Origin of the sequence: Longimicrobium sp. (genome assembly GCA_036377595.1) — a bacterium.
Taxonomy (GTDB): Bacteria; Gemmatimonadota; Gemmatimonadetes; order Longimicrobiales; family Longimicrobiaceae; genus Longimicrobium.
On record DASUYB010000040.1, the window covers coordinates 1 to 25337 of the forward strand.

The 25337-nt window shown below is 69.6% G+C and carries 18 protein-coding genes and 1 rRNA gene; 8 read left to right on the forward strand and 11 right to left on the reverse strand.

Translation table 11 applies throughout. The features are described 5' to 3' along the window. Window positions 1-139, reverse strand: a 16S ribosomal RNA gene (locus VF092_06400); the annotation flags it as partial. Between the two features lie 620 nt (window positions 140-759). Next, a complete protein-coding gene (locus tag VF092_06405; GenBank protein HEX6746911.1) occupies window positions 760-1986 on the reverse strand; it encodes an ROK family protein in 1227 nt (408 codons plus the stop codon). A gap of 330 nt (window positions 1987-2316) precedes the next feature. On the opposite strand from VF092_06405, the gene glk reads away from it, so the two are divergent. The 4 genes from glk (at window position 2317) to VF092_06425 (ending at window position 8702) form a co-directional block, all read left to right on the forward strand. Then, window positions 2317-3387 (forward strand): glucokinase, encoded by a 1071-nt coding sequence (glk, locus tag VF092_06410; protein HEX6746912.1) that lies wholly within the window; start codon window positions 2317-2319, stop codon window positions 3385-3387. 284 nt (window positions 3388-3671) lie between these two features. Then, window positions 3672-5387 (forward strand): sodium:solute symporter family protein, encoded by a 1716-nt coding sequence (locus VF092_06415; GenBank protein ID HEX6746913.1) that lies wholly within the window; start codon window positions 3672-3674, stop codon window positions 5385-5387. Between the two features lie 93 nt (window positions 5388-5480). Then, window positions 5481-5774: a hypothetical protein gene (locus tag VF092_06420; protein ID HEX6746914.1), complete on the forward strand. Its 294-nt coding sequence runs from the start codon at window positions 5481-5483 to the stop codon at window positions 5772-5774. Between the two features lie 237 nt (window positions 5775-6011). Further along, window positions 6012-8702: a hypothetical protein gene (locus tag VF092_06425; protein HEX6746915.1), complete on the forward strand. Its 2691-nt coding sequence runs from the start codon at window positions 6012-6014 to the stop codon at window positions 8700-8702. Window positions 8703-8826: 124 nt separating this feature from the next. Here the strand turns inward: VF092_06425 and VF092_06430 are convergent, their stop codons facing one another. The 3 genes from VF092_06430 to VF092_06440 all read right to left on the reverse strand — a co-directional run bounded on the left by VF092_06430 (window position 8827) and on the right by VF092_06440 (window position 12001). Continuing rightward, window positions 8827-10002 carry a di-heme oxidoredictase family protein gene (locus VF092_06430; GenBank protein ID HEX6746916.1) on the reverse strand — a complete coding sequence of 392 codons (1176 nt, stop codon included), beginning with the start codon at window positions 10000-10002 and terminating at the stop codon, window positions 8827-8829. Window positions 10003-10334: 332 nt separating this feature from the next. Continuing rightward, a complete protein-coding gene (locus VF092_06435; protein HEX6746917.1) occupies window positions 10335-11423 on the reverse strand; it encodes a Gfo/Idh/MocA family oxidoreductase in 1089 nt (362 codons plus the stop codon). 95 nt (window positions 11424-11518) lie between these two features. Then, a complete protein-coding gene (locus VF092_06440; GenBank protein HEX6746918.1) occupies window positions 11519-12001 on the reverse strand; it encodes a hypothetical protein in 483 nt (160 codons plus the stop codon). Between the two features lie 1013 nt (window positions 12002-13014). Between VF092_06440 and VF092_06445 the strand changes: the two genes are divergently transcribed. The 3 genes from VF092_06445 (at window position 13015) to VF092_06455 (ending at window position 15560) form a co-directional block, all read left to right on the forward strand. Next, window positions 13015-13284 carry a hypothetical protein gene (locus VF092_06445; GenBank protein ID HEX6746919.1) on the forward strand — a complete coding sequence of 90 codons (270 nt, stop codon included), beginning with the start codon at window positions 13015-13017 and terminating at the stop codon, window positions 13282-13284. Between the two features lie 88 nt (window positions 13285-13372). Further along, the gene (locus VF092_06450; GenBank protein ID HEX6746920.1) at window positions 13373-14470 is read left to right on the forward strand and encodes an ATP-dependent 6-phosphofructokinase; all 1098 of its coding nucleotides are present in this window, start codon (window positions 13373-13375) and stop codon (window positions 14468-14470) included. Window positions 14471-14945: 475 nt separating this feature from the next. Further along, complete coding sequence (locus VF092_06455) at window positions 14946-15560, forward strand: hypothetical protein (GenBank protein HEX6746921.1); 615 nt, start codon at window positions 14946-14948, stop codon at window positions 15558-15560. A 273-nt stretch (window positions 15561-15833) separates the two neighbouring features. On the opposite strand, the gene VF092_06460 is transcribed toward VF092_06455, so the two are convergent. Then, window positions 15834-17051, reverse strand: a complete 1218-nt coding sequence (locus VF092_06460) for an ROK family protein (GenBank protein HEX6746922.1) — start codon at window positions 17049-17051, stop codon at window positions 15834-15836. Window positions 17052-17575: 524 nt separating this feature from the next. Then, a complete protein-coding gene (gene treF / locus VF092_06465; GenBank protein ID HEX6746923.1) occupies window positions 17576-19354 on the reverse strand; it encodes an alpha,alpha-trehalase TreF in 1779 nt (592 codons plus the stop codon). 42 nt (window positions 19355-19396) lie between these two features. On the opposite strand from treF, the gene VF092_06470 reads away from it, so the two are divergent. After that, entirely contained in the window at window positions 19397-19966 is a 570-nt protein-coding gene (locus tag VF092_06470; GenBank protein ID HEX6746924.1) for a DUF6174 domain-containing protein, read from the forward strand. A 146-nt stretch (window positions 19967-20112) separates the two neighbouring features. Here VF092_06470 and VF092_06475 read toward each other — a convergent pair whose 3' ends face one another. The 4 genes from VF092_06475 to VF092_06490 all read right to left on the reverse strand — a co-directional run bounded on the left by VF092_06475 (window position 20113) and on the right by VF092_06490 (window position 25248). Beyond that, window positions 20113-21543, reverse strand: a complete 1431-nt coding sequence (locus tag VF092_06475) for an MFS transporter (protein ID HEX6746925.1) — start codon at window positions 21541-21543, stop codon at window positions 20113-20115. A gap of 127 nt (window positions 21544-21670) precedes the next feature. Next, the gene (locus VF092_06480) at window positions 21671-23305 is read right to left on the reverse strand and encodes an alpha-amylase family glycosyl hydrolase (GenBank protein ID HEX6746926.1); all 1635 of its coding nucleotides are present in this window, start codon (window positions 23303-23305) and stop codon (window positions 21671-21673) included. A 360-nt stretch (window positions 23306-23665) separates the two neighbouring features. Next, a complete protein-coding gene (locus tag VF092_06485) occupies window positions 23666-24076 on the reverse strand; it encodes a VOC family protein (GenBank protein HEX6746927.1) in 411 nt (136 codons plus the stop codon). Next, complete coding sequence (locus VF092_06490; GenBank protein ID HEX6746928.1) at window positions 24073-25248, reverse strand: alpha/beta hydrolase-fold protein; 1176 nt, start codon at window positions 25246-25248, stop codon at window positions 24073-24075. The genes VF092_06485 and VF092_06490 overlap by 4 nt, the downstream gene beginning before the upstream one ends. Between the last annotated feature and the right edge of the window lie 89 nt (window positions 25249-25337).

Here is a 25337-nt window from a genome sequence, read left to right on the forward strand (position 1 = left end):
GGTTATCCCCCATGCATGGGCAGGTTGCTCACGTGTTACGCACCCGTTCGCCACTGACGTCCGAAGACGCCCGTTCGACTTGCATGTGTTAAGCGCGCCGCCAGCGTTCGTCCTGAGCCAGGATCAAACTCTCCATTAGAGTTCAAACAGCTCCTTGGAACAAACGTTGTTACGCTTGTTCGGAATTCGTGTTGACAGTTCCCCGTTTCTCGGCACGCGGAGGACACGATGCCTCCTGGCCCGGCTCGAAAGCCGGCCTGTGCCACGGGGACGCCCTGTTCAAGCACTCCCCAACACCCTGATTGTCAAACTTCCGCGGACCCTTGATCCGCTTCATGGCGTCCGACCGGTTTCACCCGGCGCGTCGCGTCTGTCCTGCTTTCCTTCGCCCGCCGTTTCAGCGAGCCCTTCAATCTAACCCCGCTCCGCCCGTCCGTCAACCCCTCGGCTTCATCCGTTTTTCGAACTTCTGCCGTGGCGTGCCGTCGGTTAACTCTCTCAAGTTAAACCACTTAGGCGCTTCGGTCAAGAGGCGGTTCCGGATGTTTTCTCCGCTCCGCCAAGACCGACTCCGTTCGGGCGACAGCCTTAAAGGATATCAGCCCTGAACCCCGGCGTCAACCCCGTGCCGGACTCTCCATCGCCCTCGTTTTCGCAGGGGTTCCGAAGATAAACCGATGCGCCCGCCGAGTCAACGGGGGAAGGCTACGTAAATCGATGTGGGGATTTCTTCTTCGTACGGCTGACGTCTTATATGGATCAGCCGATGTTGGGGGCGGCGAAGACGGGGGCGACCACGAGGGCCGCGGCGCCGCGGAGGCGGGTCTGGGGGTCGTGCGGCTCGGGGATGACCGGGGTGGACGCGGCGCCCTGCGTGAGCGTGCGCTCGGCCATGGCCTGCAGCACCTGCGTGCGGATCAGGTCCCACCCCGCGGCGATCTCGCCGCCGACGATGATGCGCGCGGGGTTGAGCGAGTTGACGATGGCCGCCAGCCCCAGCCCCACGTAGCGCCCCGTGGCCTCGAGCGCGGCACGGGCGGCCGCGTCCCCCGCACGCGCGCGGGCCACGACGTCGGCCACGGTGAGGCGCGTCTCGCGGACCTGGGCGTAGCTCTCGCGGGTGGTGAGGTCGCGGCCCAGGTAGCGGGCCACGACGGCGGCGTTGGAGGTGTAGGCCTCCCAGCAGCCGCGCGAGCCGCAGGGGCACGCGGGCCCGTCGAGCGAGAGGGGGATGTGGCCGAACTCGCCGGCGGCGTCGCGGTGGCCGCGGACCACGCGCCCGCCGATGACCAGCCCCGCGCCCACGCCGTCGGAGAAGGTGACGTAGGCGAAGCTGTCGCTCTCGCCGCCGCTGGTGGTGCCCTGCCCCATCCACATCTGCGCCAGCGCGCAGGCCACGGCGTCGCGCTCGATGTGCACGGGAACGCCGACGGCTTCCTCCAGCGCGCCGCGCAGGTCCACGTCGCGCCAGCCCAGCGTCGGCGCGTTCACCAGCTTGCCGGTGGCGCCGTCCACCATCCCCGGCACCACCAGGCCGATCCCCTGGCACGAGCCGTCGGCCGCGTGCGTGCCCAGGAGACGGCGGACGCGGGCGGCGAGGGCGCCGACCAGCTCCTGGGGCGTTCCCGGCGTGGCCAGGAGCTCGGTGGCCAGCGGGCGGCCGCTGAAGTCGGAGAGCATCAGCTGCGTCTCCGACAGCCGCACGTCGACGGCCACGGCCAGCCGGTCGTGCGCCCGCACGTGGAGGAGGGTCGGCTTGCGGCCGCGGGGGGACGCACCTGTGGCCCCTTCCACCAGCAGCCCCTGCTCGATCAGCTCGTTGACCAGCGGCGTAACGATCCCCCGCGCCACCTCCATGCGCCGCGCCAGGTCGGCCCGCGAGATCGGCTGGTACTCGCGCACCAGGTTGAGGACGATCTGGCGGTTGATCTCCTTGGTGGTCGTGCGCGTGGCACGCTGGAAGTTGCGGGGATCGATCTTTCGCACGGACCAGTCAAATCGGGGGATCGCGCCGGGATCGGGCGCCGTTCGGCGGCTGCGGACGGGATTTTGTACGTTCGCCGTCCAAAATCGTTTCGGCGCGCCGGGACCGGAAGATGCTCTTCCATAGGCGCCCGACGCAAGGTCGCAGAACGTCCGTACGACCGTCCGAAGTCGGTGTCACAGCACAAGAAAGGGTTGCGTCGCCGCGTCTGCGGGCTTATTCTGCCCCATCTTTGTCAAGAAAGCTGACAAAATGCCGGCGCCGCGCTTCTCCGACGGATTCGGGGTGCCGCCCGCCGCCCGCCTGGCTCACCCCGAACGGCGCCGCGACCCTTGCTGCAACCCCCGCACCGCGAGATTCCCGACGCCGGCGCCGCCCGACCCACGAGCCCGTGGAGCGCGTCGTCCGACGACGGGCTGCTGCTGGCCGGCGACGTGGGCGGGACGAAGACGGTGCTGGCGCTGGTGCGCGAGGGCGACGGATCCGCGGAAGTGGTGGCGGAGGCCGTCTTCCCCAGCCGCGAATACGCGTCGCTCGAGGCCGTGGTCGCCTCGTTCCGCGCCACGCACCCCGCGCCCGTGGGCCGCGCCGCGTTCAGCGTGGCGGGGCCGGTGATCGCCGGGCACGCGCACATCACCAACCTTCCCTGGCGGCTGGACGAGCCGCAGCTGGCCGACGCCATCGGCGTAGACCGCGCGCTGCTGGTGAACGACCTGCAGGCCACGGCGTGCGCCATCCCCTTCCTGCGCCCCGACCAGCTCACGCAACTGCTGGGGGGAGATGGAGATCCCACCGGCCCCCGCGCGGTGATCGCCGTGGGGACGGGGCTGGGCGAAGCGCTGCTGGTGCACGGGCCCGACGGCTTCACCGCGCTGGCCAGCGAGGGCGGGCACACCGACTTCGCGCCGCGCGGGGCGCTGCAGCGGCGGCTGCTCGCGCATCTCCAGCGCACGTACGTCCACGTGAGCTACGAGCGCGTGTGCTCGGGCGTGGGGATCGCCAATCTGTACCGCTTCCTCGCGGAGCGCGCGGACGAGCCGCCGCCGGTGTGGCTGGCGGCGCGCCTGGCCGTCGGCGGCGACATCACCCCCGCGCTGGTGGAGGCGGGGATGGGCGGCGAGCGCGGCGACGCCACCTGCCGGCGCGCGCTGCGGCTGCTGGCGGCCATCCTGGGCGCGGAAGCCGGGAACGCGGCGCTGCGCGGCCTGGCGACCGGCGGCGTCTACCTGGGCGGCGGCATCCCCCCGCGCATCCTGCCGGTGCTGCGCGGGCGCGCCTTCCGCGAGGGGTTCCTGGAGAAGGGACCGATGTCGCGGCTGATGGCCACCATCCCCGTGCACGTGATCCTGGAGCCGCGGGCGGCGCTGCTGGGCGCGGCAAGGTACGGGATGGCGATGGTCTGAACGGAAAAGTCCTAAGTCCCAAGTCCTAAGTCCCAAGTGCTGAGTTGCTGAGTGCGAGGGTTCGCCGACGGTGTGAGTGTTCTGCTGGCGTGCGGACGCGGCGATAGATCCTTCGGCCTGCGGGCATCGTCCTCGACGAGCCGACGGTGTGACCGGCCTCAGGATGACGTCTTTCGTCGCAAGGACGTCCGTCTTCTCTTGCCTGACGAATCGCAGGATTCAAGACTCAGAAGCCCATCCGGCGCGCGGCCGGATCTTCCCTCCCCCGAACCCACGACGGATCCGTGACGTCCATCCAACTGCACGCCATCGACTACGTCATCCTGGCGCTCTACTTCGTGTTCGTGGTGGGGATCGGGGTGGCGCTCAGGCGGTACATGCGCTCGTCCACGGACTTCTTTCTCTCCGGCCGCTCCATCCCCGCGTGGGTGGCCGGGCTCGCCTTCCTGTCGGCCAACCTGGGCGCGCAGGAGGTGATCGGGATGGCGGCGTCGGGGGCCAAGTACGGGATCGCCACCAGCCACTTCTACTGGGTGGGCGCCATCCCCGCGATGGTGTTCGTGGGCGTGTTCATGATGCCGTTCTACTACGGCTCGCGCGCCCGCTCCGTCCCCGAGTACCTCAAGCTGCGCTTCGACGAGAAGACGCGCGGGCTGAACGCCCTCTCCTTCGCCACCATGACGGTGTTCTCGTCCGGCATCTCCATGTACGCCATGGGGTTGCTGCTGGGGACGCTGCTGGGGTGGGACTTCAGCGTCAGCGTGCTCGTCTCCGCCGTCATCGTCCTCCTCTACATCTTCCTGGGCGGGCTGACGAGCGCCATCTACAACGAGGTGCTGCAGTTCTTCCTGATCGTCGCCGGCTTCGTCCCCCTCGTCTTCCTCGGCCTGCAGGACGTGGGCGGATGGAGCGGGCTGACGTCGCGGCTGGCGGTGACGGCGCAGCAGGCCGGGTTCGCGCCAGGCGCGTACACCGAGAGCTGGCAGCACATGGGAAGCGCCTCGGCCAACCCCATGGGCGTGGAGTGGTTCGGGCTGGTGATGGGGCTCGGCTTCGTCCTCTCCTTCGGCTACTGGACGACCGACTTCCTCGTGGTCCAGCGCGCGATGGCGGCGGACTCGATGTCGGCCGCGCGGCGGACGCCGCTGATCGCCGCGTTCCCCAAGATGCTCTTCCCCGCGCTGGTGATCCTGCCGGGGATGATCGCCATCGCGCTGACCACGCAGGCGGGGACGAGCGGCTTCGCGCTGCCGGCCAAGCCCGACGGCTCGCTCAACTACGACCTCTCCATCCCCCTGATGCTGGGGCACTACTTCCCGCCGGGGATGCTGGGGCTGGGGCTGACCGCGCTGATGGCGTCGTTCATGAGCGGGATGGCGGGGAACGTGACCGCATTCAACACGGTGTGGACGTACGACATCTACCAGGCGTACATCAAGAAGGGCGCGAGCGACGCGCACTACCTGTGGATGGGGCGGATGGCGACGGTGTTCGGCATCGCCCTGTCGGTGGCCACGGCGTACGCGACGACGCACTTCAACAACATCATGGACATGCTGCAGCTGGTGTTCGCGTTCGTGAACGCCCCGCTGTTCGCCACTTTCCTGCTGGGGATGTTCTGGCGGCGCACCACGGGCCACGGCGCGTTCACCGGGCTGCTGTCGGGGACGCTGGCCGCGGCGGTGCACCACGGGCTGACGCTCCCCGCGGGCTCGCATGCGGGGATCAAGGGGGGATGGCTGGGGACGGTGGTGAACACCTATCCCAGCGAGATGGCGCAGAACTTCTGGACGGCCATCTGGGCGTGGAGCACCTGCTTCGTGGTGACGATCCTGGTGAGCCTGGTGACGAAGCCGCGGCCCGACGAGGAGCTGCGCGGCCTGGTGTACTCGCTGACCGACAAGCCGAAGGACGAAGGCGAGCCGTGGTACCGCCGCCCCGCACCGCTGGCGATCCTGGTGCTGGCGATGACGCTGGTGCTGAACCTGATCTTCTTCTGAACCGACAGTCCTAAGTCCCAAGTCCTGAGTCCCAAGTGGCTCATTTACTCAGGACTCAGGACTCAGGACTTCATCCCCGACGCGAACGCGACCATGAACCTCGACATCCGGCTGCCGATCGGCGGGCTGTTCGCCCTGCTGGGGCTGATCCTGACGGGCTACGGCCTGCTCTCCGACAAGGCCGTGTACCAGCGCTCGCTGGGCCACGACATCAACCTCTCGTGGGGACTGGTCGTGCTGGCGTTCGGCGTGCTCTTCCTCTTCCTCGGCCGCAAGGGCACCAGCGGCGTGAAGCCCGCGGAGGCGGAGCCCGCCGGCCGCGCGACCGAGGCGCGGGAGCACGCGGAAGGCCTCGAGCACGAGGACAGGCGCCCGCGCGGCCACTGACAGCACGGTTGCGTTTTCGGGAAAATTGTCATTCCGAAGGCGCCGCCGCTCACAACCCGCGTCCACACGAAACCTAGGCGGCGCCTGAGGAATCTATGGCCTGCGCCCGCGCCGACCGCCGACGCTCGCGCGGATGCAGGCCACAGATTCCTCAGGCGCACGAGTTTGGCTCGGGAAGACAGGACGGCGCAGCGCCTTCGGAATGACAGATCTCCTGGCTTTCACTTCGAATCCAGCATGACTCGACATCTCCGCGCGCTCGGTATCGTCACCGCTGTGCTCACGATCTCGGGTAACGAGCTCGTCACCCAGACGGCGCTATATCGCTCGGATGCGTTCGTGGTGACGGACACGTCGGTGCGGCAGGGGCGGTTCGAGGCGGTGGCGCTCTCGCGCGACACCCTCGTCTCCACCTATCCGCGCTCGGGGCGGGAGATGCAGTTCCGCTTCTCCATCGACGGGCAGGACAACGAGTTCGTCCCCGGCACGCAGCACACCGTCTACATCCGCCCCACCAGCGGCCGCATCGTCTCGTCCGTCTACGTCTTCGGCGAGGAGTCGCCGCCGAGCGACCCCACGCCCGAGGCGTTCGCGACCAGCGAGGAGGGCGTGGCACAGGTGACGATCCGGCTCGACATGCGCGCCGTCCTCCGATCGTTCGCGCGCACCGGCTTGTACGATCCGCCGCAGGGGCCGCCGGTGCCCGCGCGCGACTTCCACGTGTACGTGCTGGGGATGCCGGAGCCGTTGAACTGGGACGTGGCGACGCTCCGCCCCGGCTCGCCCGCGGAGCTGGCGGACCCGGACGGCGACAGCATCTACGCGGTGACGATTCCCATCGAGGCGCAGTACACGCGGCCTCGTGACGCCGCCGGCCGCGCGATCTGGGCGCGGCGTGCGGACGTCTCCGCGTTTCCGCAGCTGCGCTCGCCGCAACGGCTGGTCGACGCGCTGTACCGGATGTCGCTCGAGGAGCTGACGCAGCTGGTGCGCGGCGACGGCGCGCTCTCCGCCGGCGCCAAGTGGCCGGGGGTGTGGACGCGCGACGTGTCCTACTCGTCCGTGCTCGCCCTCGCGCTCGCCGCGCCCGACGCGGTGAAGCGCAGCCTGCTGGCGAAGGTGGACTCGGCCGGGCGCATCATCCAGGACACGGGGACGGGCGGTTCGTGGCCGATCTCCACCGACCGGATGACGTGGGCGCTGGCGGCATGGGAGCTTTACGCCGTCACTGGCGACCGCGGCTGGCTGCGGCAGGCGTACGCCATCATCCGCCGCTCGGCCGAGGCGGACCGCCACGCCATCTTCGACCGCGAGACGGGGCTGGCGATGGGCGAGACGTCGTTCATGGACTGGCGGGAGCAAAGCTATCCGCGCTGGATGCAGCCGGCCGACATCGCCACGTCCGCCGCGGTGGGGACGAACGCGGTACACTACGCCACCTACCGCATCCTGGCGGACATGGCGCGCGCGCTCGGCGAGCCGTCGCAGCCGTGGACGCGGACGGCGGATTCGCTCCGTGTCGCCATCAACACGCACCTGTGGCAGCCGGAGCTGGGGTGGTACGCCGAGTACCGCTACGGGCGCGCCTTCCCCGCCCTCTCCCCGCGCTCCGACGCGCTCGGCGAGGCGCTGGCGATCATCTACGGCGTGGCGGATCCGGCGCGCGCGGCGCGGGTGGCGTCGCGCAGCCCCGTGGTCCCCTTCGGAGCGCCGACGTTCTGGCCGTACATCCCCGACATGACGAAGTACCACAACGCCGCGCTGTGGCCCTTCGTCAACACCTTCTGGACCTGGGCGGCGGCGGACGCGGGGAACACGGCGGCGGTGGAGCACGGGCTGGCGTCGATCTACCGCCCCGCGGCGCTCTTCCTGACCAACAAGGAGAACATGGTGGCCGCCACCGGCCACTTCGACGGCACGGTGCTGAACTCCGACCGGCAGCTGTGGAGCGTGGCGGGGATGCTGGCGACGCAGTATCGCGTGCTGTTCGGGATGCGCTTCCGCCCCGACCGGCTGGTGTTCGCGCCGATGGTGCCACCCGCGTACGGCGGCGAGCGCACGCTCAGCAACCTGCGCTACCGTGGCGCGAACCTCACGGTGACGGTGCGCGGCTCCGGCAACGGCGTCGCCTCCGCGCGGCTCGACGGGCGCCCGCTCGCGCGCGCGGAGATCCCCGCCACGCTCACCGGCGCGCACACGCTGGAGATCCAGATGAACGGCCAGTGGCCGCGCGGGACGATCCACCTGGTACAGAACCGGTGGGCGCCGGAGACGCCGAAGGCCGTCTCGTTCGACCTGGACATGATGAGCTGGACGCGGGTGCCCGGCGCCGCGCGGTACACGGTCTACCGTAACGGGCGCCCGCTGACGAGCACGCGCGACACGGCCATCGCGATCGACCCCGTCGCCGGACTCGCGGAATACCAGGTGCTCGCGGTGGACTCGGCGGGCACCGAGTCGTTCCTCAGCGAGCCGGCGCGCAACGAACGCGACAGCGGCGTCACCATCGCCGCGCCGGTGGGGGCGCCGATGGAGCGTCGGCACCAGGGGTTCAACGGCGCCGGCTACGTGCGCCTGACGCGGACGAGCAACACCAGCGTGCGGCTGACGGTGAACGTCCCCTGCGCTGGCACTTACGACGCGGAGGCGCGCTACGCCAACGGCAACGGGCCGATCAACACCGACGCGAAGGCCGCCGTCCGCACGCTCCTGGTCGACGGCCGTGCCGCGGGCGTGCTGGTGATGCCGCAGCGGGGCGTAAATGCCTGGACCGACTGGGGATACAGCACGGCGGTCCGGCTTCGGCTCACGCGCGGGACGCACACGCTCGCCGTCGCCTACTCGCCGCTGGACGAGAACATGGACCGGCGGGAGAACACCGCGCTCCTCGACCTCATCCGGCTGACGCGGATCGGCTCGTGCAGGTAGCGACGGACCATTCAGCAGATCTGTATGACTCTCGATCCAGACCAAACCGCCATCCCAGAGGCACGAAGCTCACGAGTGACGACTGTCGCTCGTGAGCTTCGTGCCTTCAGAGAAATTCCGTGACCTACAGCGAGTTGACGTACGCCAGGACCGCGGACTGCTGCGCGGTGGTGAGGTTGAAGAAGCTGGTCCGTGCACCCGAGCCTTCGCCACCGTGGAACTGGATGGCTTCGGTGACGCTGGTGGCGCGGCCGTCGTGCATGAAGAACTCCATGAAGCGCGCGCCCATCAGCGGCTCGGTGCGGAACTCCGCGTTCGCCGCCTGGCCGAGGCAGATGTCGGCGTCCTCGGGGCCCATGTCGTGCAGCAGCAGGTCGGTGAACGCATTGACGTCCTTGCCGCTCAGTGCCAGGGAACGGCTCATCCAGCCGGTGGTGAGCGTCGGCCTGTGACAGCCCGCGCACCCGATGGACGCGAACAGGTTCTTGCCCGTGGTCGCCTCGGCGGTGAGCGGGAGCTGAGGGGGTGGTGCCAGGAAGCGCACGAACGCGTTCAGGTCATCCAGGTCCGAGCTGCTGATCTCGGGCTCCGGCGTGGGATCGACTCCCGCCGGGATCGCGGCGCCGCCGATGCTGTTCTCCGTCATGTTCAGCGCGTTCGTGATCCCCATCTCGTTCAGCAGCGCCCCCGCGTTGAACACGGTCAGGCTCGGCTCGTTGCCCTTGCGCCCGAACCGGCCGACCTCGCTGCCGAACAGCTGCGCCCGACCCGAGATCCCATCCCCGTTGCTGTCGTTGGGATCGTACGTGGCATAGCTGATGATTACCTGGGCCGGAACCTCGGCCAGCAATCCGAATCCGAACAGGTCGGGAATGCTCCGTGTTCCCCGCTGGTGCTGCGCCGTGGGGAACGGCTCCTCGGTGAGGCCGGTGGCCGCGAAGAGCGCGGGTGTCACCGAGTCCTGGTGCACGAAGCCGCCGCTCGCGGCAAGCAGGTCGCACGTCCCGTCGGAGCGCAGGTTGGTGAAGTGGGTCTCGACCTCGTCGCCGGTGCCGCCCACCGGGCCCTCTTCCTCGCCGTGGCACTCGGCGCAGGAGCTGGCGTTGAAGGTGGGACCGAGTCCGGTGGACTGCGTGAACCCGCGCTGGAACACCAGCTTGCCGCGGTTGAACGCCGCCAGCTCGCTCGACGAGAGCCCCGGAAGCGGATCGCCGAGCTGCGGCCCGGAGCCGCTCGCGCGGGGCGCTCCGGGCGCGGTCGGCGTCGCTTCGTCACCGCGACGGTCGTCGGCGCACGCCACAAGCGAAAGGGCGCATAGGGGTGCAATCAGGAGGGGGACAGCACGACGCATTCGGCCTCCGCGGGGAAGGAGAGGAGGGAGGACTTCTTAACAAACATTTAACGCCGCACTATCCAAGCCATCCGACGTGGATGATCATGCCCTTCCCCGCGCGGCTTTCAGAGCGATAAAGCCCTAAACTGTGACGCCTGCATTCTTTGGAAACAAACAGTGACCACTGTGATTGAGACAAATTGTGATGTGAAAAAGATGGGCGGCCATACTCCGTGCGGGGAGCTGGGTCGCCCATGGATGGGGACGTCCACTGCGTTTTCAACGCGCCGAGGTGTGAATCAGTGACTCGTTCGCGGCGCCTGGGCAATGACACGCTGCTCGGCGGAGGAGCGCTGCGCGGCCTCGATGATCTCCAGCACGGCGATGGAATCGGCGGGGTCGACCGGCGGCGGCGCGCCGTCGCGCAGCGATGCGAGAATGCCGGCGTAGTAGGCGGGCCACGCGCCGGGCTCCGTCTCCACCTTCTCCCACTCCGAGCCGGCGCCGAGGCGGCCCCAGCGCTTGGGCGGCTCGCGGCCCCACTCCGGATCGTCGGGGAGGAGGCCGGCGCGGAGGGCCGCCTCCTGGATGTCGAGCTCGTTCTTCACGTACGCCGCGCGGCCGCCCAGCACGCGCAGCCGCATTGAATCGTCCGCGGCGACGGCGCTCATCCACAGGTGCGAGCGCACGCCGGACGCGTGCGTCAGCGCCACGAACGCGTCGTCGTCCACCTGCACGCCCGGGCGGCGGCGGTCCAGCTCGGCGTACACCTGCCGCGCGGGGCCGAAGAGCGCCAGCGCCTGGTCGATCAGGTGGCTCCCCAGGTCGTACAGCAGCCCGCCCGCCTCCTCCGGATCGCCCCGCTCGCGCCACCCCTGCTTCGGCATTGGCCGCCAGCGCTCGAAGCGCGACTCGAAGCGGTGCACGTCGCCCAGCGCGCCTTCGGCCAGGAGGCGGCGGACGGTCAGGAAGTCGCCGTCCCACCTGCGGTTCTGGAAGACGGAGAGGAGGAGCCCGCGCGCCCGCGCCTCGTCCACCAGCGCGCGCGCCTCCGTGGACGAGGCGGCGAGCGGCTTGTCCACCACCACCGCCAGCCCGGCCTCCAGCGCCGCGCGTGCCAGCGGCACGTGTGTGCGGTTGGGCGACGCGACGACCGCGAGGTCCAGCTCGTCCGCGCGCGCCCACAGCTCGTCCGCGGAGGCGACGATCTCCACGCCCGGGTGCTCTGCGCGGGCCTGCCGGGCGCGCTCGGGGTTCGAGGTGACGACGATCGCCAGCCGCAGCCCCGGTGTCGCGGCGACCAGTGGCGCGTGGAAGACGGCGCCGGCCAGTCCGTAGCCGATCAGCCCGACGCGGAAATCACCCTCGCGATCCACTCGTCCGTTCAACCGTCTCGATCCGTCGTGCATGGGAGCGGCGGAAATCCTGCCGATGACGTCAGCACGGACTGCGCCGCTCCAGCGCCTGCGGGCGGAAGGCTCGGCTACGGCCGCGGCTTGGCCTTGATGTCGGTCAGCTCCACGAATCCACGCCCGCGCACGGCCTCGTCGCCCTCCGCCGCTTCCTGCGCGGCGGTCAGCCGGAAGGTGTCGAGCATGCGCTCGCCGGCCGCCGAGCTCGCCGCCGGGCCGCCGTGGGTGCCGACGTACATCACCATCCACATCTCGGGGCCGCCCTCGCGCGCCACGGAAAGCTCCGCCACGCCGTAGCCGGGCCCGTCGCACCCGCACGTCTCCCCCTGCTCGATGCGGATGGGGATGCGCAGCCCCACCCGGTCGCCGCGCTCGAACTCCCGCGGCTCGCCCTGCGGGGTCACCTCACCGGCGGCCTGGAGCATGCCGACGCGCGCCAGCTGCAGCATGGCGCGGCGGGTCGCGAACGTCGTGTCGTCGGTCATCGTGAAGCGGACGTGAAGCACGACCACTCCCTCGCCCTGCTCGTCCGCGACGAACGCGAACGTCTGCATCCGGCCTCCATTCCTCGTCTCGGACTGCGGAGGTGCGGCCTCGAACCGTGTGGGCAGTGCGATCTCGTAGCCGTCGCCATGGCGGACCGGCGCCGCGCGCTGTGCGGAGAGCGGAGCCGCGGCGGCGACGAGCAGGAACGCGAGGGAAGCAGATACGCGCATGGTGGGATTCTCGCTGTCGTGAGGAAGGTATGCGGTGCGCCGGGATGGATTCGGCGCGGGAGATCGGGGAGAGTTTGCGACGGAGTGCTCGGCAGTTTCCTGGTTCACCTCGTGGGCTGGTGGGTGCTCACGGAATGGCGCGACCCCATCGTCCGCTCGCCGTCACGACCTTAAGCATGGTGTGGACCGGAAATCCGGGAATCACACTTTCGAAGTCTTCAAATCATTGCTATTGAGAGATTTACGAACACCATTGGAGATGCGGTTCCATGCGGTCCGCAGCACTTGGCCTGAGGCGAAGTCGTCCCACCTGTTCCCCGGCGGTCCCAGCGGATCGAGCCGTGTTGGCGGCTGCCTCGGCGCACCGCGCCAAACGCAAACGAAGCTAACAATCGTGTAACGGTGCAGGTCGGGAGGCTGTGAGATGGAATCAACTCCCAGCACTTCCGAAGTGCGCTGCTACATGGCCGCGCAGCAGCAGATCGATATTGTTCTAAGAATAAACTTTGCAGCATCTTGCGCTGTGCTGATCCGACGCTGCCGCGGCTGCTGCGACTCGAGTGCGCTACGCAGATCCCAGTGACGGTAGGCAGGGCGAATTCGTCGAATCGGGAAGCCGGGTACTTGTGCGAACGGGTTTCGCGGCCGAATATTGTTAGCACGGCTTCCAATAAAAGGGACGAGGCTCCCGCCCGGCTGGTGCCGGCCGCGGGAGAGGCGATCTGGAGGGAGAGTCGATGGCTGGAGAACCACGGATTCGGACCGGCGAGGCATGGCGGAGCAACGCCGTGCCCTTCTACGGATTCTGGGCGGATGCGCCCGCGTTCGACACCGCGTCACACGAGCATCCCATGGAACGCACCGCCGTTGCGCCGCAGGAGCTGGTGGGAGCCATGTTCACCACGCCCAAGGACCTCCGCCACCTGGCCGAGCAGCAGTTCGGCGAGGACTTCGTCCCCACGCGCGTGCTGGCCGAGAGCGCGCACTTCGGCGTGTTCTCGCTGGACGCGGGCGGGATGGGACAGGTGGTCGTCCATGCCGAGCGCGAGCGGCACTGGTACCCGTTCCGCGTCACCCGCGTGGAGTCGTCGGGCGGCGACGGGCGCTCTCCCGGCGCCTGATCCGCTTCCGCACGACCTCGCCCCGGCGCCGCGCACCGAAGCGGCGCCGGGGCGGGTTCCTTCATCCCCCTGACAACGCAGTTTCCCGATGGACCGACCGATCCGGCGCATCGCCATCAACACCGGCGGCGGCGACGCGCCCGGGCTGAACGCCGTGATCCGCGCCGCCACCCTGACCGCGCTGGAGAACGGGTGGGAGGTGCTGGGCATCCGGCGCGGCTACATGGGGCTGCTGCACGACGAGGTCGACGGCGAGCCCGGGATCGTGCACCTCTGCGCCGACCGGGTGCGCGGGATCACCCACCTTGGCGGCACCATCCTGGGCACCACCGCGCGCGGCAACCTCTTCGGCCTCGAGGTGCGCGAGTCCGACGGCACCTGGGGCGACCGCGACCCGTCGGACGAGATCATGGCCCGCTTCGCGGCGCTGGGGATCGACGCGCTGATCGCCATCGGCGGCGACGGCTCGCTCAAGATCGCCCACCGCCTCTTCCTCCGCGGGCTGCGCGTGGTGGGCGTGCCGAAGACGATCGACAACGACCTGGGCGCCACCGACATGACCTTCGGCTTCCAGACCGCGGTCGACGTGGCCACCGACGCCATCGGACGCCTCCATTCGACCGCCGAGGCGCACCAGCGGGTGATGGTGGTGCAGGTGATGGGGCGCCACACGGGGTGGATCGCGCTGGAGAGCGGACTGGCCGGCGGCGCGGACGTGATCCTCATCCCCGAGATCCCCTTCTCGGTCGAGCGGATCGCGGCCAAGATCGCCGAGCGCGAGCGGGCGCGGCGGCGCTTCAGCATCATCGTCGTGGCGGAGGGCGCGCGCGCGAACGGCGGAGCGCCCAGCTACGTCGACGGATCGAGCGGACGATACGGGGGGATCGCGGACCGGCTCGCGGAGGAGTTGCAGGAGCTCACGGAGAAGGAGACGCGGCCGCTGGTCCTCGGCCACATCCAGCGCGGGGGAACGCCGGTGCCGTACGACCGGAACCTGGCGCTGCGCTTCGGCGCGGCGGCGGTGCACGCGGTGGAGCGCGGCAACTTCGGGTGCATGGTGGGGCTGCAGGGGAAGTCGGTGCGCAGCGTCCCCCTCGGCGAGGCCATCACCGACATCAAGCGCGTCCCCGCCGACGGCGAGGTGGTGCGGACGGCACGGCGGCTCGGCGTGTCGTTCGGGGACTGATCCCTCGCGTTCCTCCGGCCCCCAAGCCGCCCTCTGCTATCTCAACTGCGTCATCAGGGGGATCGGAGCGCGGTCGAATTCCCGCCTGCCGAGGAGGCTTCACCGCGTCCGCCGCCTGATACTTTAGCGATTGCTTAAGTATCGACAGTGAAATTCAGGGGATATGCTCCCTCGCGCGGTCCTTCGACTCCCGGGCCCTCTTCTGCTATCTCAACTGCGTCATCAGGAGGATCGGAGCGCGGACGAGTCCCCGCCTGTCGAGAAGATTCACCGCGTCCACCGCCTGACAGTTTAGCGATTGCTTAAGTATCGACGGCGAAATTCAAGGCCAACGACTTAGCACTCGCACCGCCTGGGCTCCCCACATCACCTGCGTCGGCGCGCCCGCGCGGCCGCTACATTCGTTGCAGAACGTAGCGCGCGTCCGTATTGATATTGCGACAAATAGCTGCGGCACCTTCAACGGAGCGGAACGATGACAGTCACAATAGGAATTATGCTCGCGAAAGCGAAGCTCGCTGCAGAGACTTTCCAACTGATTAAGTCTTTCGTTGTGGATGAAATGACCGGTGTACTTGTGGAGATGGGAGACGTGCAGCTACGTGCTGCAATCACTGCTTCAAACGATGCGAGGCTCAGTGAGAAGCCTGAACGCGAGGTCGCAATCGTAATCGGCCACCTACAGAGTGCGAGGGAGGCGTTCCGTAGAACTGCGGAAGTGGAATCGCAGAGGTTCTTCAGCAACTGCAACTTTTCTGAACTGAAACAGAAGCAGATTGCATGTTTGCTTCTGATCACGATGTGCTATGCATATTTGAGGTCTCGAAACCTTCTTGAGCACTATGCCGCAGCGCTTCAGGAAGCGTACGTTGAGCTCTGCCAAGCTAGATACTCGGTCGGTCCAGATAGACTTAGCTACGAGGAAGTGAAGGAGATGGATGAAGGGGAGGAAGCCCTGATCGCGCTTTTTCACTCTCTGAGTCTGCCAGGTTGGGAGCCGAACAGGTGGCTAGCGAGGCTTGAGGCAGCTAGACGGGATGCCGAGCTCCATGAAGACGAGCCTTGGGACTGGCGAACTTCATACTATTGAGGGTTTCTCCCCGCTCGCGCGCGCGGACATGGACATAACCTCGCGCTGTCGGTCCGGAAAACGTCCCCGCTCCCCCCACCTGCGAAAATCGAAGCCAACGAGCATGCTCGTTCGTATGTCCCGCCGCTTGGCAGCACCAATCCAAACCGAAGCAGGCTCGAGATAGAGTGAGTCCTCAGCCTCGCACCTGCGCGGAACCCGAATCACATCGAAGCGGAGCCGGCGATGGGCACCAGACCCTCGCCGGCTCCGCTGCCCCTGATCGAAATCTTTTCAGGCAACCTTCGGCGCCGCGAACCTGCGGGCCACGAGCAGCGCCGTCGCGCCGCGCAGCCGCGGCGCGTCGCCGGCGGGGGCGATGACGATGGGCGTCGACGCGGCCGCGCGGGTGATGGTGCGCTCGCGCACGCCGTCGGCCACCAGCGGCCCGATCACGTCCCACGCGGCGGTGATCTCGCCGCTCAGCACGACACGCGCCGGGCTCAGCGCGGTGATGATCCCCGCCAGCCCGATCCCGAGGTAGCGGCCGGTCTCGCGCAGGGCGGCCTCGGCGCGCACGTCGCCGGCGCGCATGCGGGCCACCAGGTCCTCGATGCCGAAGCCGTGGCCGCGCAGCGCCTCGCGGCTCGACGGCACCGAGGCGTCCAGGTCGAAGTAGCGCGCCAGCGTGGCCACGTTGCTGGTGTACGCTTCGAGGCACCCGCGCAGCCCGCACATGCAGCGCGGCCCGTCCAGGCTCAGCGGCAGGTGCCCGAACTCGCCGGCGGTGTCGCCGTGGCCGCGGAACACCTCGCCGTGGTCGACGACGCACACCCCCACGCCGTCCGACACCGTCACGTACACGAAGTTGTCCACCCCGTCGCGCGCGAAGGGCGGCAGCCACATCTCGGCCAGCGCGCAGGCGATGGGCGCGTTCTCGATCAGCACGCGCAGCCCGGTGGCCTGGGCCAGCATCTCGCGCAGCGGCACGTCGCGCCACCCCAGCTGCGGCGAGTTGAGGATCTGCCCGGTGCGGCGGTGGATCATCCCCGGCACCACCACCCCCATCCCCTCGCACTTCTCGCGGCCGTGCACGCGCAGCAGCCGCGCCACGTGGTCCGCCACGTCGGCCACGAGCGCCGCCGGGTCGAAGTGGGTCTCCAGCGTCTCCAGCGCCTGCTGGCGGCCGTCGAGGTCGGTCAGCGCCAGGTGCGTGCGGCTGAAGCGCACGTCCACCGCGATGCAGTAGCGGTCGCGCGTACGCACGTGCAGCAGCCGCGGCTTGCGCCCGCGCGGCACGTTCGCGACGGCTCCCTCGGCGATCACCTCGTCGGCGATGAGCTCGTCGACGAGCTGCGTGATCATCCCCCGCCCCACCTCCATCTGCCGCGCCAGGTCCGCGCGCGAGATCGGCTGGTGCTCGCGCACCAGGTTCAGCACGATCTTGCGGTTGATCTCGCGCGGCGTGGAGCGCGTGGCCCGGTTGAACTGGCGTGTGTTGATCTTCCGCATCGCTCTTGTCCCGTGAGCCCTGTGAATTCCCGGAGAGATGCGGTCACTCTCGCGAAGCACGCAATCCAACGATAACCCATCTCCCCGCCGAATTGCAAGGAACTCTAACAAATGATTGGAGGCCTTGGATTTTACATGCGGCTCGGGCCGGATTCATCGGATGAGGTTATGAATCCATGGCGGTCGTCGGTGTTGTTGGGTGCGACTGAAGTCGCGGCTACAACTACACGAAGTCCGCCTTCGCGGACTACCGGCTTCGGCTCGGCCGAGGCGTCGTCGCGCGCGACAGGCTTCGTGAGGACGACAGCACGCGCATCGCCCGAGGTGTCATCCTGAGGCCGCGCCGACGAGAATCGCGTCTGTGCGAATGTCTGGCGCGGGCGAAGGATCTTGCATCGGCATGCGCGAGATTGGCGCGTCGAACCGGCATCTCCGCGGGCGCCGCAAGATCCTTCGTCGGCGCCGGAGTGCGGATCAGCCGCGAGGGCGGCGCGGCGCCTCCTCAGGATGACATCGGACGGTGTCTATTGCCTCACGGCCGGCGCGAGCGGTCGGGTCACGCCCTGCCTCTCCTGCGCGATCAGCGCGAGGGCGACGCCGTTGGTCCAGCCGAAGCCGTCCTGCGTGGGATACTCGCCGCCGCCGGCGGGGCGGTGGGCGTCGACCACGTCGTACTTCTCCATCATCCTCCCGGTGGCGCGATACGTCCGCCGGTTCAGCGCCAGCCATCTCCCCCTCGCGGTGTCCGCGAGCGCGGCGCGGCCGTATCTCCGCACGCCCTCCATCGCCAGCCACTGCAGCGGCGGCCACCCGTTCGGCGCGTCCCACTGCTGGCCCGAGCGGACGAGCGTGGTGACGAATCCCCCCGGCTTCAGGAAGTCGCGCCCCAGCCGGTCGGCCACCGCGCGGCCCTGCTCGGGCGACGCCAGGCCGAAGTACAGCGCGGCCGCCGCGGCCAGCGTCGGGCGGTCGCGGACGCGCTCGCCGCTGCGCCAGCGGACGTCGTAGAACCAGCCATCTGCCGAATCCCACGCCGCGGCCAGGAGCGCGCGGCGCCGCTCGTACGCCATTTGACCGAAGCGCGCCGCCGCCTCCGCATCCTCCGCCCTGCCGCGGAAGCGGTGCAAGGCCGCGATGGTGCGCTCGGCGTGGTACAGCAGCGAGTTGAGGTCGACGGGCGCGAGCTCGGTCGTCTCCAGCGTGCGCAGGTCGGCGGGATCGCGCATCCAGCGGCTGGAGAAGTCCCACCCGCTTTCCGCCGCCGCGCGCACGTTGCGGAAGAAGCGCTCGCGCGCCGCCTCGGGCACCGTCTGCGCCAGCGTCCAGTCCTCGCGGTACGACTCGGGGCGCGGCTCCGGGCGGTCGTCCCAGTAGCGGTTCAGCACCGCCCCGTCAGGGAGGCGGACCACCCGGCGGTTCGCCGTCCCTGGCGCCAGGCGCTCGCTCCCATCCATCCAGAACGCGTGCTCCGCCTCCAGCGCGTCGAGCCAGCGCAGCGCCTGCGCGGTGTCGGTGGCCCGCGCGTACAGCCCCACCATCGCCGCGAAGTACGGCGGTTGGCTGCGGCTCAGGTAGTAGGTGCGGTTGCCGTTGGGGACGTGCCCGGCGGTGCGGACCAGGTGCGCGAAGTTGTCGAGCATGCTGCGCACCAGGTCCGTCCGCCCGCTCTCCACCAGCCCCAGCATGGTGAAGTACGAGTCCCAGTAGTACACCTCGCGGAAGCGCCCCCCGGGAATGACGTACGGATTCGGCAGGGGGATGAGGGAGGAGCGCGCGTCCGCCCGGTCCGGCGGCCGCGTCAGCGCCGGCCAGAGCGCGCGGATGTGGTCCTCCATCGCCCGCGAGGTGTCCGCGTGGAAGCCTTCGCCCGCCGCGCGCGGGAGCTCGAACTCGCGCCCGACGAACGCGCGGAGATCGAATCCGACCGCCGTGCCGCGCTCGGCCGCGTAACGCGCTGCGATCTCCTCCGGCGCCCGCAGCGGCCGCGCATCGACGAACGTCTTCGAGTCGGGGAAGACGCCGGCCACCTGTACGTCGTGGAAGAGCTCCCCCAGCGCGCGCGACGGATCGTATACCGCGGCGGCCTGCGGCGCGGCAGGCGTCGTTCGCGGTCCCCCGCACGCCGCGAGCGCGAGCATCGCGGCGAGAGCGACCACGCGTGCCGGCGTGCGAACGCTCAGGCTTCGCGGGGGGCCGGTTCGATGGGTGGCAAGCACGTCACACAGCCTTGCGGTTCCGAGACGACAGTGTTGCGCACGCGTCTTCATGGAGACATTAGTTCCTGGCTCTATGCAGCGCATCATGTCGGGCGAAAACACCCACTACACCCACCACCGATCCCTGCCATGCGGCTCCAGGCCACCCTGCTCGCGCTCCTCTGCACGCTGTCGTCCACCGCGTGGAGCCAGACGAATCCACCGGCGCCTGCCGACACCACGCGGATGCCGACGGACACCATGCAGCCCGCGGCTTCCCGTCCGGAACCCGCGCCGCGGTTCAACCGCGACTCCGCATCTGCCGCCCAGAAGGCGGCGCTGGACGCAGCGCGGCGCGCATGGAGCGAGCGCGGGCCGTCGAGCTATGCGTACACCCTGACGATCATCTGCTTCTGCAACTACCGTGGCGACTACGCGGTGGAGGTGCGTCGCGGGCGCATCACGTCGGTGGGGCTTCCGCGGCTGCTACCCATGACGACCGAGCCCGGGACAGCCGCCCGCCTAGCGTACATCCTCACCGTTCCGCAGCTCTTCGACCGGGCCAGGAGAGAGGCGCGGGCGGACCGCCTCGGCCCGGCCACGTACCACCCCGAGCTGGGCTATCCCACCGAGATGATCCTCGGCGACGGGATGAACATGGGCACGCCCGACAACCCCAACTTCATCGGGTACCGCATCAGCGACCTGCGCCCGCTGTAGCCGTGTCCGCCCGGCGCTCATGCCGGTGCCGGGATCTCGATGCCGCCGTATCAGAAGAGATGAAGCCGGGAGCCGGCGGAGACGATCTCCGCCGGCTCCTTCGCCTGCCCCGGATCAGGGTCGGACCGCATCGCCTGCCCGGCGGCTCACGACCGGTCGGCGGGGTCCGGGTTGATCAGCGCGTCGCTGGGGACGGGCTGGGCGGACTCCTGGATCATGAACGGCTCGTGCTCGTCGGCGGCGATCATCGCCTCCTCGCCGCCGGCGCGCTCGCCGACGTCGTTCACGCGCGCCACCAGCGCGGCGGCGATCAGCAGGCACACGCCGCCCGTCATCACCATGTACAGCGGCGCGTTGGGGTTGTCCTGCCCGAACACGGTGCGGATGATGGGCCCGAAGGTGAGCGAGGCCACGATCTCGGGGATCACGATGAAGAAGTTGAAGATCCCCATGTACACGCCCATCCGGCTGGCCGGCAGCGCGCCCGAGAGGATGGCGTACGGCATCGACAGGATCGACGCCCACGCGATCCCCACCCCCACCATGGTGACCAGCAGCAGCCACCTGTCGTGGATCAGGTACACGCTCAGCAGCCCGATGGCGCCACAGACGAGCGAGATCGCGTGCGTCGACTTGCGGCTCGTCGCCCGCGCCAGCTTCGGCAGCGCGAACGCCACCGCGAAGCAGGTGATGGAGTAGAACGCGAACACGAAGCCGCCCCACTCGATCCCCTGCGTGTACAGCTCGCTCTGCGGGTCCGTCGCGCCGAACACGTGCCGCGCCACGGTGGGGACGAAGAAGAGCCACATGCAGAACAGCCCCAGCCAGGTGAAGAGCTGCACCACCGCCAGCTGCTTCATGGTCTGCGGCATCTGCCCGATCGACTCGCCGATCTCGCCGAACAGGTGCGCCAGCCCGCTGCGGCCACGGCGCGCGCGGTCGAACGCCGCCGGGTCCTCGGGCGGGAACTCGGTCGTCGTCACCACCGTCCACAGCACGCAGAGGAGGAAGACGACGGCGCCGGCCTGGAACGAGTACTTCACCGTGAGCGGGATGCCGCTGGCCGTGTTCCCCGTGACCCCCATCCAGCGCAGGATGAACGGCAGCGCGTTGGCGAGAGACGCGCCCACGCCGATGAAGAACGACTGCATCACGAAGCCGGCGGTGCGCTGGCTGGTGTCGAGCTTGTCGGCCACGAACGCGCGGAACGGCTCCATGGAGATGTTGATCGACGCGTCGAGGATCCACAGCAGCCCCGCCGCCATCCACAGCGCGCTGGAGGTCGGCATGAAGAAGAGGGCGATGGAGGCCAGGATGGCGCCCGTCAGGAAGTACGGCCGGCGCCGCCCCAGCGGCCCCCAGGTGCGGTCGCTCAGCGCGCCGACGATGGGCTGGACGAGCAGCCCCGTCACCGGCGCGGCCAGCCAGAGCAGGGGCACCTCGTCGGGCCGCGCGCCCAGCTTCTCGTACACGGCCGACATGTTGGCGAGCTGCAGCCCCCATCCGAACTGGATGCCGAGGAAGCCGAAGCTCATGTTGAACATCTGCAGGAAGTTCAGGCGCGGTCGTCTGGTCACGAGGCCCTCGGCTCGCAGGGAGAGGGGGATGCCCGGCCCGTCGTCCACGGATTCGGCCGGACCCGGAGCAAAATGGGATGCCGCACCGGCGGGCGCATCGATGGCGATGCGCCCGCCGCCGTTCACGTCAACGCGTGGGGCGCACGAGCTCGAAGACGCGCGCCTCGCGCGGGCCCAGCGTCGCGACTGGAACGTAGCCCGTCACGCGTCCGTCGGCGCCCACGCGCAGCGGCGCCCCCGCCGCCCCGCCGAGCAGGTTCCGCAGCGCGTACCGTCCCGCCGGCAGCGCTCCGGCCTCGGAGGCCAGCGCGGGCCGCGTCTGCGTCACGTTTCCCAGGTTGGCGACCACCAGCACGGCGCGGTTCCCCTCGCGGCGCAGGTAGGCGGCCACGAGCTCGTTCGCGGTGACCAGCGGGATCAGCCGCCCCATCGCCAGCGCCGGGTTGGAGGTGCGGAGGTGGATCAGCCGGCGGTGGAGGTTGAGGAGCGAGCCGGGATCGTTCTCCTGCGATGCGACGTTCACCGTCGCGGCATCCCCCTGCGGCGCCTCCCACGGCGTGCCGCGGGTGAAGCCGACGCCGGGGCCGGCGCTCCACTGCATGGGCGTGCGCAGGCGCTCGTCGGGCTTGTCGCCCGTCATCCCGATCTCCTCGCCGTAGTAGACGAAGGGGAGGCCGGGGAGGGTGAGCAGGAGCGTCGTCGCCATCCGCGCCTTCGCCCGATCGCCCTTCAGCACCGTCATCGTGCGCGTCTGGTCGTGGTTGCGCAGGAACGGCGAGTAGCGCCAGCCGGGGAGATTCGCCCCCTGCAGCCGCATGTAGCCGTCCAGCATCCCCCCCGCCGAGCCGGTGTCGACCGCCTTCAGCACCGCGTCGGAGATCTCGAAGGTGAAGTACGAGTCGAGCTGGTCGGGATAGTACTTCAGCATCGCCCCGGTGCTGTCCCACACCTCGCCCACGGTCCACGCACGGGGGTTCACGGCGCGGACGTGGTCGCCGTACTCGTGCAGCAGCGTGTGCGTCCCTGGCGATCCCGCGAGCACCGTCCCCTCCTCGACCAGATAGGGGACGGCGTCGAGGCGGAAGCCGTCCACCCCCATCTCCCGCAGCCAGAAGTCGGCGACCCTGTTCGCCTCCGCGCGCACCGCGGGGGTGGCGTAGTTCAGGTCCGGCATCCCCTCCCAGAACACCCCGTAGAAGTACTCGTCGCGCACGGGCGACTTGCGCCACGCGGGCCCGCCCCACGGCCCGTTCCCCTGCGGCTGCGGCGACCAGCGGAACCAGGCGCGGTAGGGTGAGGTGGTGTCGCGCAGCGCCGCCTGGAAGTACGGGTGCTCGCTCGACGCGTGGTTCAGCACCATGTCGACAAGGACGCGGATGCCGCGGCGGTGCGCCTCGGCCATGAAGCGCTTGAAGTCGTCGTTCGTCCCGTAGTCCGGCTCCACGCGGTAGTAGTTGGAGACGTCGTAGCCGTGATAGCTGGGACTCTCGGCCACGGGCATCAGCCAGATGCAGTCGGCGCCGAGATCGCGCTGCGTGGCGGGATTGCCGTCGTTGATGTAGTCGAGCTTCTGCGTCAGCCCGTTGAGGTCGCCGATGCCGTCGCCGTTGCTGTCGTAGAACGAGCGGACGAACACCTCGTAGCAGACGCCGCCGCGGCGCCAGTCCGGCAGCGGCGCGGCGGGGCGGGCGGGCTGCGCGGCCGCCGACGCGGCGCAGGCGAGGAGCGCGGCACACAGGGTGGGCAGGGCGATGCGGCGCATGTCGGTCCTTGAGACTGGTCGTGATGGAGATGCGGCCTCGGGGCCGCGCCGTGTCACTTCGTCGTGCATTCGATCGTGCCGTCGAACCCGGATGCGCGAGACGTCCGCGATGTCATCCTGAGGGAGGCGCCGCACCGAATTCTCGTCCGCCACCGAACGTTGGGGCCGACCGAAGGATCTGCTCACCCCCGCGAAAGCGCTTGTGCGGCGCCTCGACCTCCCAGCGGCGTCGAGCAGATCCTTCGGGCGCGGCAAACTCCTGCCATGACGAGAGTTCCGCGCCGCGCCCTCAGGATGACACCCCTGTGGGGTGTCGCGCCGGGGACGCGAATTCGGCGAAGCCCGACGCAGGATCAGCCTTCACTCCGTGATCTCCAGCAGGTTGCCCTCGGGGTCGCGGACGACGGCCTCGTAGTAGCCGTCGCCCGTGACGCGCGGGGCGGAGACCAGCGGCACGCCGGCGTCCACGAGCCGCGCCGCCGCCTCGTCCACCGCCGCTCGCGAGCCGAGCGACAGCGCCAGGTGCGCGTATCCCACCGCCTCGCCGTCCGGCCGTGGCGCGAGCTCCGGCGCCGTCATCAGCTCCAGCCACACCGCCCCGTCATCCCCCGGAAACGCGAGGAAGTACGAGACGAAGCCGGGGCGCCGCGCGCTCTCGTACCGCTTCCCCGCGCGCGCGCCGAAGTGGCGCTCGTAGAAGGCGCGCAGCCGCTCCAGCCCGTCCTCGTCGCGCGCCCACACCGCCGCGTGCGCGATCCGCGCGCCGCTCACCGCCGCACCGTCCGGCGGTTGTCGGGGAAGAGCCACTGGTACGCGTACGGGAACTCGCGGCGCCAGAACCACTCCTGGTGCGTGCCGTCGGCGCGGATCATGGCGTCCATCTGCGTGCCCACCTGAAAGCCGGCCGCGCGCAGCGTGTCGATCATCGCCCGCTGGCCCTCGACGTAGAGCGCCGGCTGGTCTCCCTCGCGCGCGCCCCCGACGAAGTACAGGCGCGTCCCCGGCAGCGGCCTGGCGGCGCGCGCGAAGGCGTAGTTCTGCTCCGAGAACCAGAACGCGGGCGAGAAGATCCCCGCTCGCCCGAACACCTCGGGATATTTGAGCGCCGCGTAGAGCGAGATCAGCCCGCCCATGCTCGAGCCCGCGACGCCCGTGTGCAGCCGGTCGGGGAGCGTGCGGTAGCGGCGGTCGATGTACGGCTTGAGCGTGCGCGCCAGGAAGTCGACGTACGCGTCGCCCTCGCCGCCGCCGTAGCGCGGGTTGCGGAAGGGCGAGTACTCGTCCAGCCGCTTGGTCCCGCCGTGGTCGACGGCCACGACGATCACCCCGCGGTCGCCGCGCGCGTGCAGCGAGTCGAGCGTCTCGTCCACCTCCCACTCGCCGAAGCCGCTCGTCGCGTTGTCGAACACGTTCTGCCCGTCGTGCATGTACAGCACGGGGTAGCGGCGATGCGACGTGGCGTAATCGGGCGGGAGATAGATCCACACGCGCCGCGTCCGCCCCAGCTGCGGGATGGAGAAGGCGGTGTCGAGCACGGTGACCGACGACGTCGCGGTGTGCGGCCGCGGCGCGATCTTCCGCGGGTCCTGCCACCCCGCCACGGCGCCCGTCCACGTCGCCGCGCCGGAGGCGGGGACGAAGAAGCGGCGGTTGGCGACGCCGCCGCCCGTGCTGTCGACCTCCACCTTTTCCCACGAGCCGCGGGTGAACTTGAACTCGATCGGCCCGCGCACGGATTCCGGCAGGGTGATGGCGTACTCGCCGTCGCCGCCGCGCGCCAGGCGGTAGTCGGGGTTCCCGGGATTCCAGCCGTTGAAGCCGCCGGCGATGTAGACGGGCGAGTCCGCCGGCGTCGACGGCGGCACGCGCAGCCTCAGCGTCAGCTGCGCATCTGCCGCGGAAGTGACCAGCAGCGCCGCCGCCGCGACGATGCGCGGAATCATGCGCCGAAAGCCGCGTCCCGCACTCAGTTCTCCCCCTTCTCCTGCAGTTCGGGAGAAGGGGGTCGGGGGGATGAGGGGCCGCAGGGGCA

Excerpts from the sequence above, each read along its gene's own strand:
- VF092_06420 (HEX6746914.1), top strand. The coding sequence starts at position 5,481 with ATGAACCTCGACATCCGGCTGCCGATCGGCGGGCTGTTCGCCCTGCTG.
- VF092_06425 (HEX6746915.1), top strand. The coding sequence starts at position 6,012 with ATGACTCGACATCTCCGCGCGCTCGGTATCGTCACCGCTGTGCTCACG.
- VF092_06440 (HEX6746918.1), bottom strand. The coding sequence starts at position 12,001 with ATGCAGACGTTCGCGTTCGTCGCGGACGAGCAGGGCGAGGGAGTGGTC.
- VF092_06445 (HEX6746919.1), top strand. The coding sequence starts at position 13,015 with ATGGAACGCACCGCCGTTGCGCCGCAGGAGCTGGTGGGAGCCATGTTC.
- VF092_06450 (HEX6746920.1), top strand. The coding sequence starts at position 13,373 with ATGGACCGACCGATCCGGCGCATCGCCATCAACACCGGCGGCGGCGAC.
- VF092_06455 (HEX6746921.1), top strand. The coding sequence starts at position 14,946 with ATGACAGTCACAATAGGAATTATGCTCGCGAAAGCGAAGCTCGCTGCA.
- VF092_06460 (HEX6746922.1), bottom strand. The coding sequence starts at position 17,051 with ATGCGGAAGATCAACACACGCCAGTTCAACCGGGCCACGCGCTCCACG.
- treF (HEX6746923.1), bottom strand. The coding sequence starts at position 19,354 with ATGATGCGCTGCATAGAGCCAGGAACTAATGTCTCCATGAAGACGCGT.
- VF092_06470 (HEX6746924.1), top strand. The coding sequence starts at position 19,397 with ATGCGGCTCCAGGCCACCCTGCTCGCGCTCCTCTGCACGCTGTCGTCC.
- VF092_06480 (HEX6746926.1), bottom strand. The coding sequence starts at position 23,305 with ATGCGCCGCATCGCCCTGCCCACCCTGTGTGCCGCGCTCCTCGCCTGC.
- VF092_06490 (HEX6746928.1), bottom strand. The coding sequence starts at position 25,248 with ATGATTCCGCGCATCGTCGCGGCGGCGGCGCTGCTGGTCACTTCCGCG.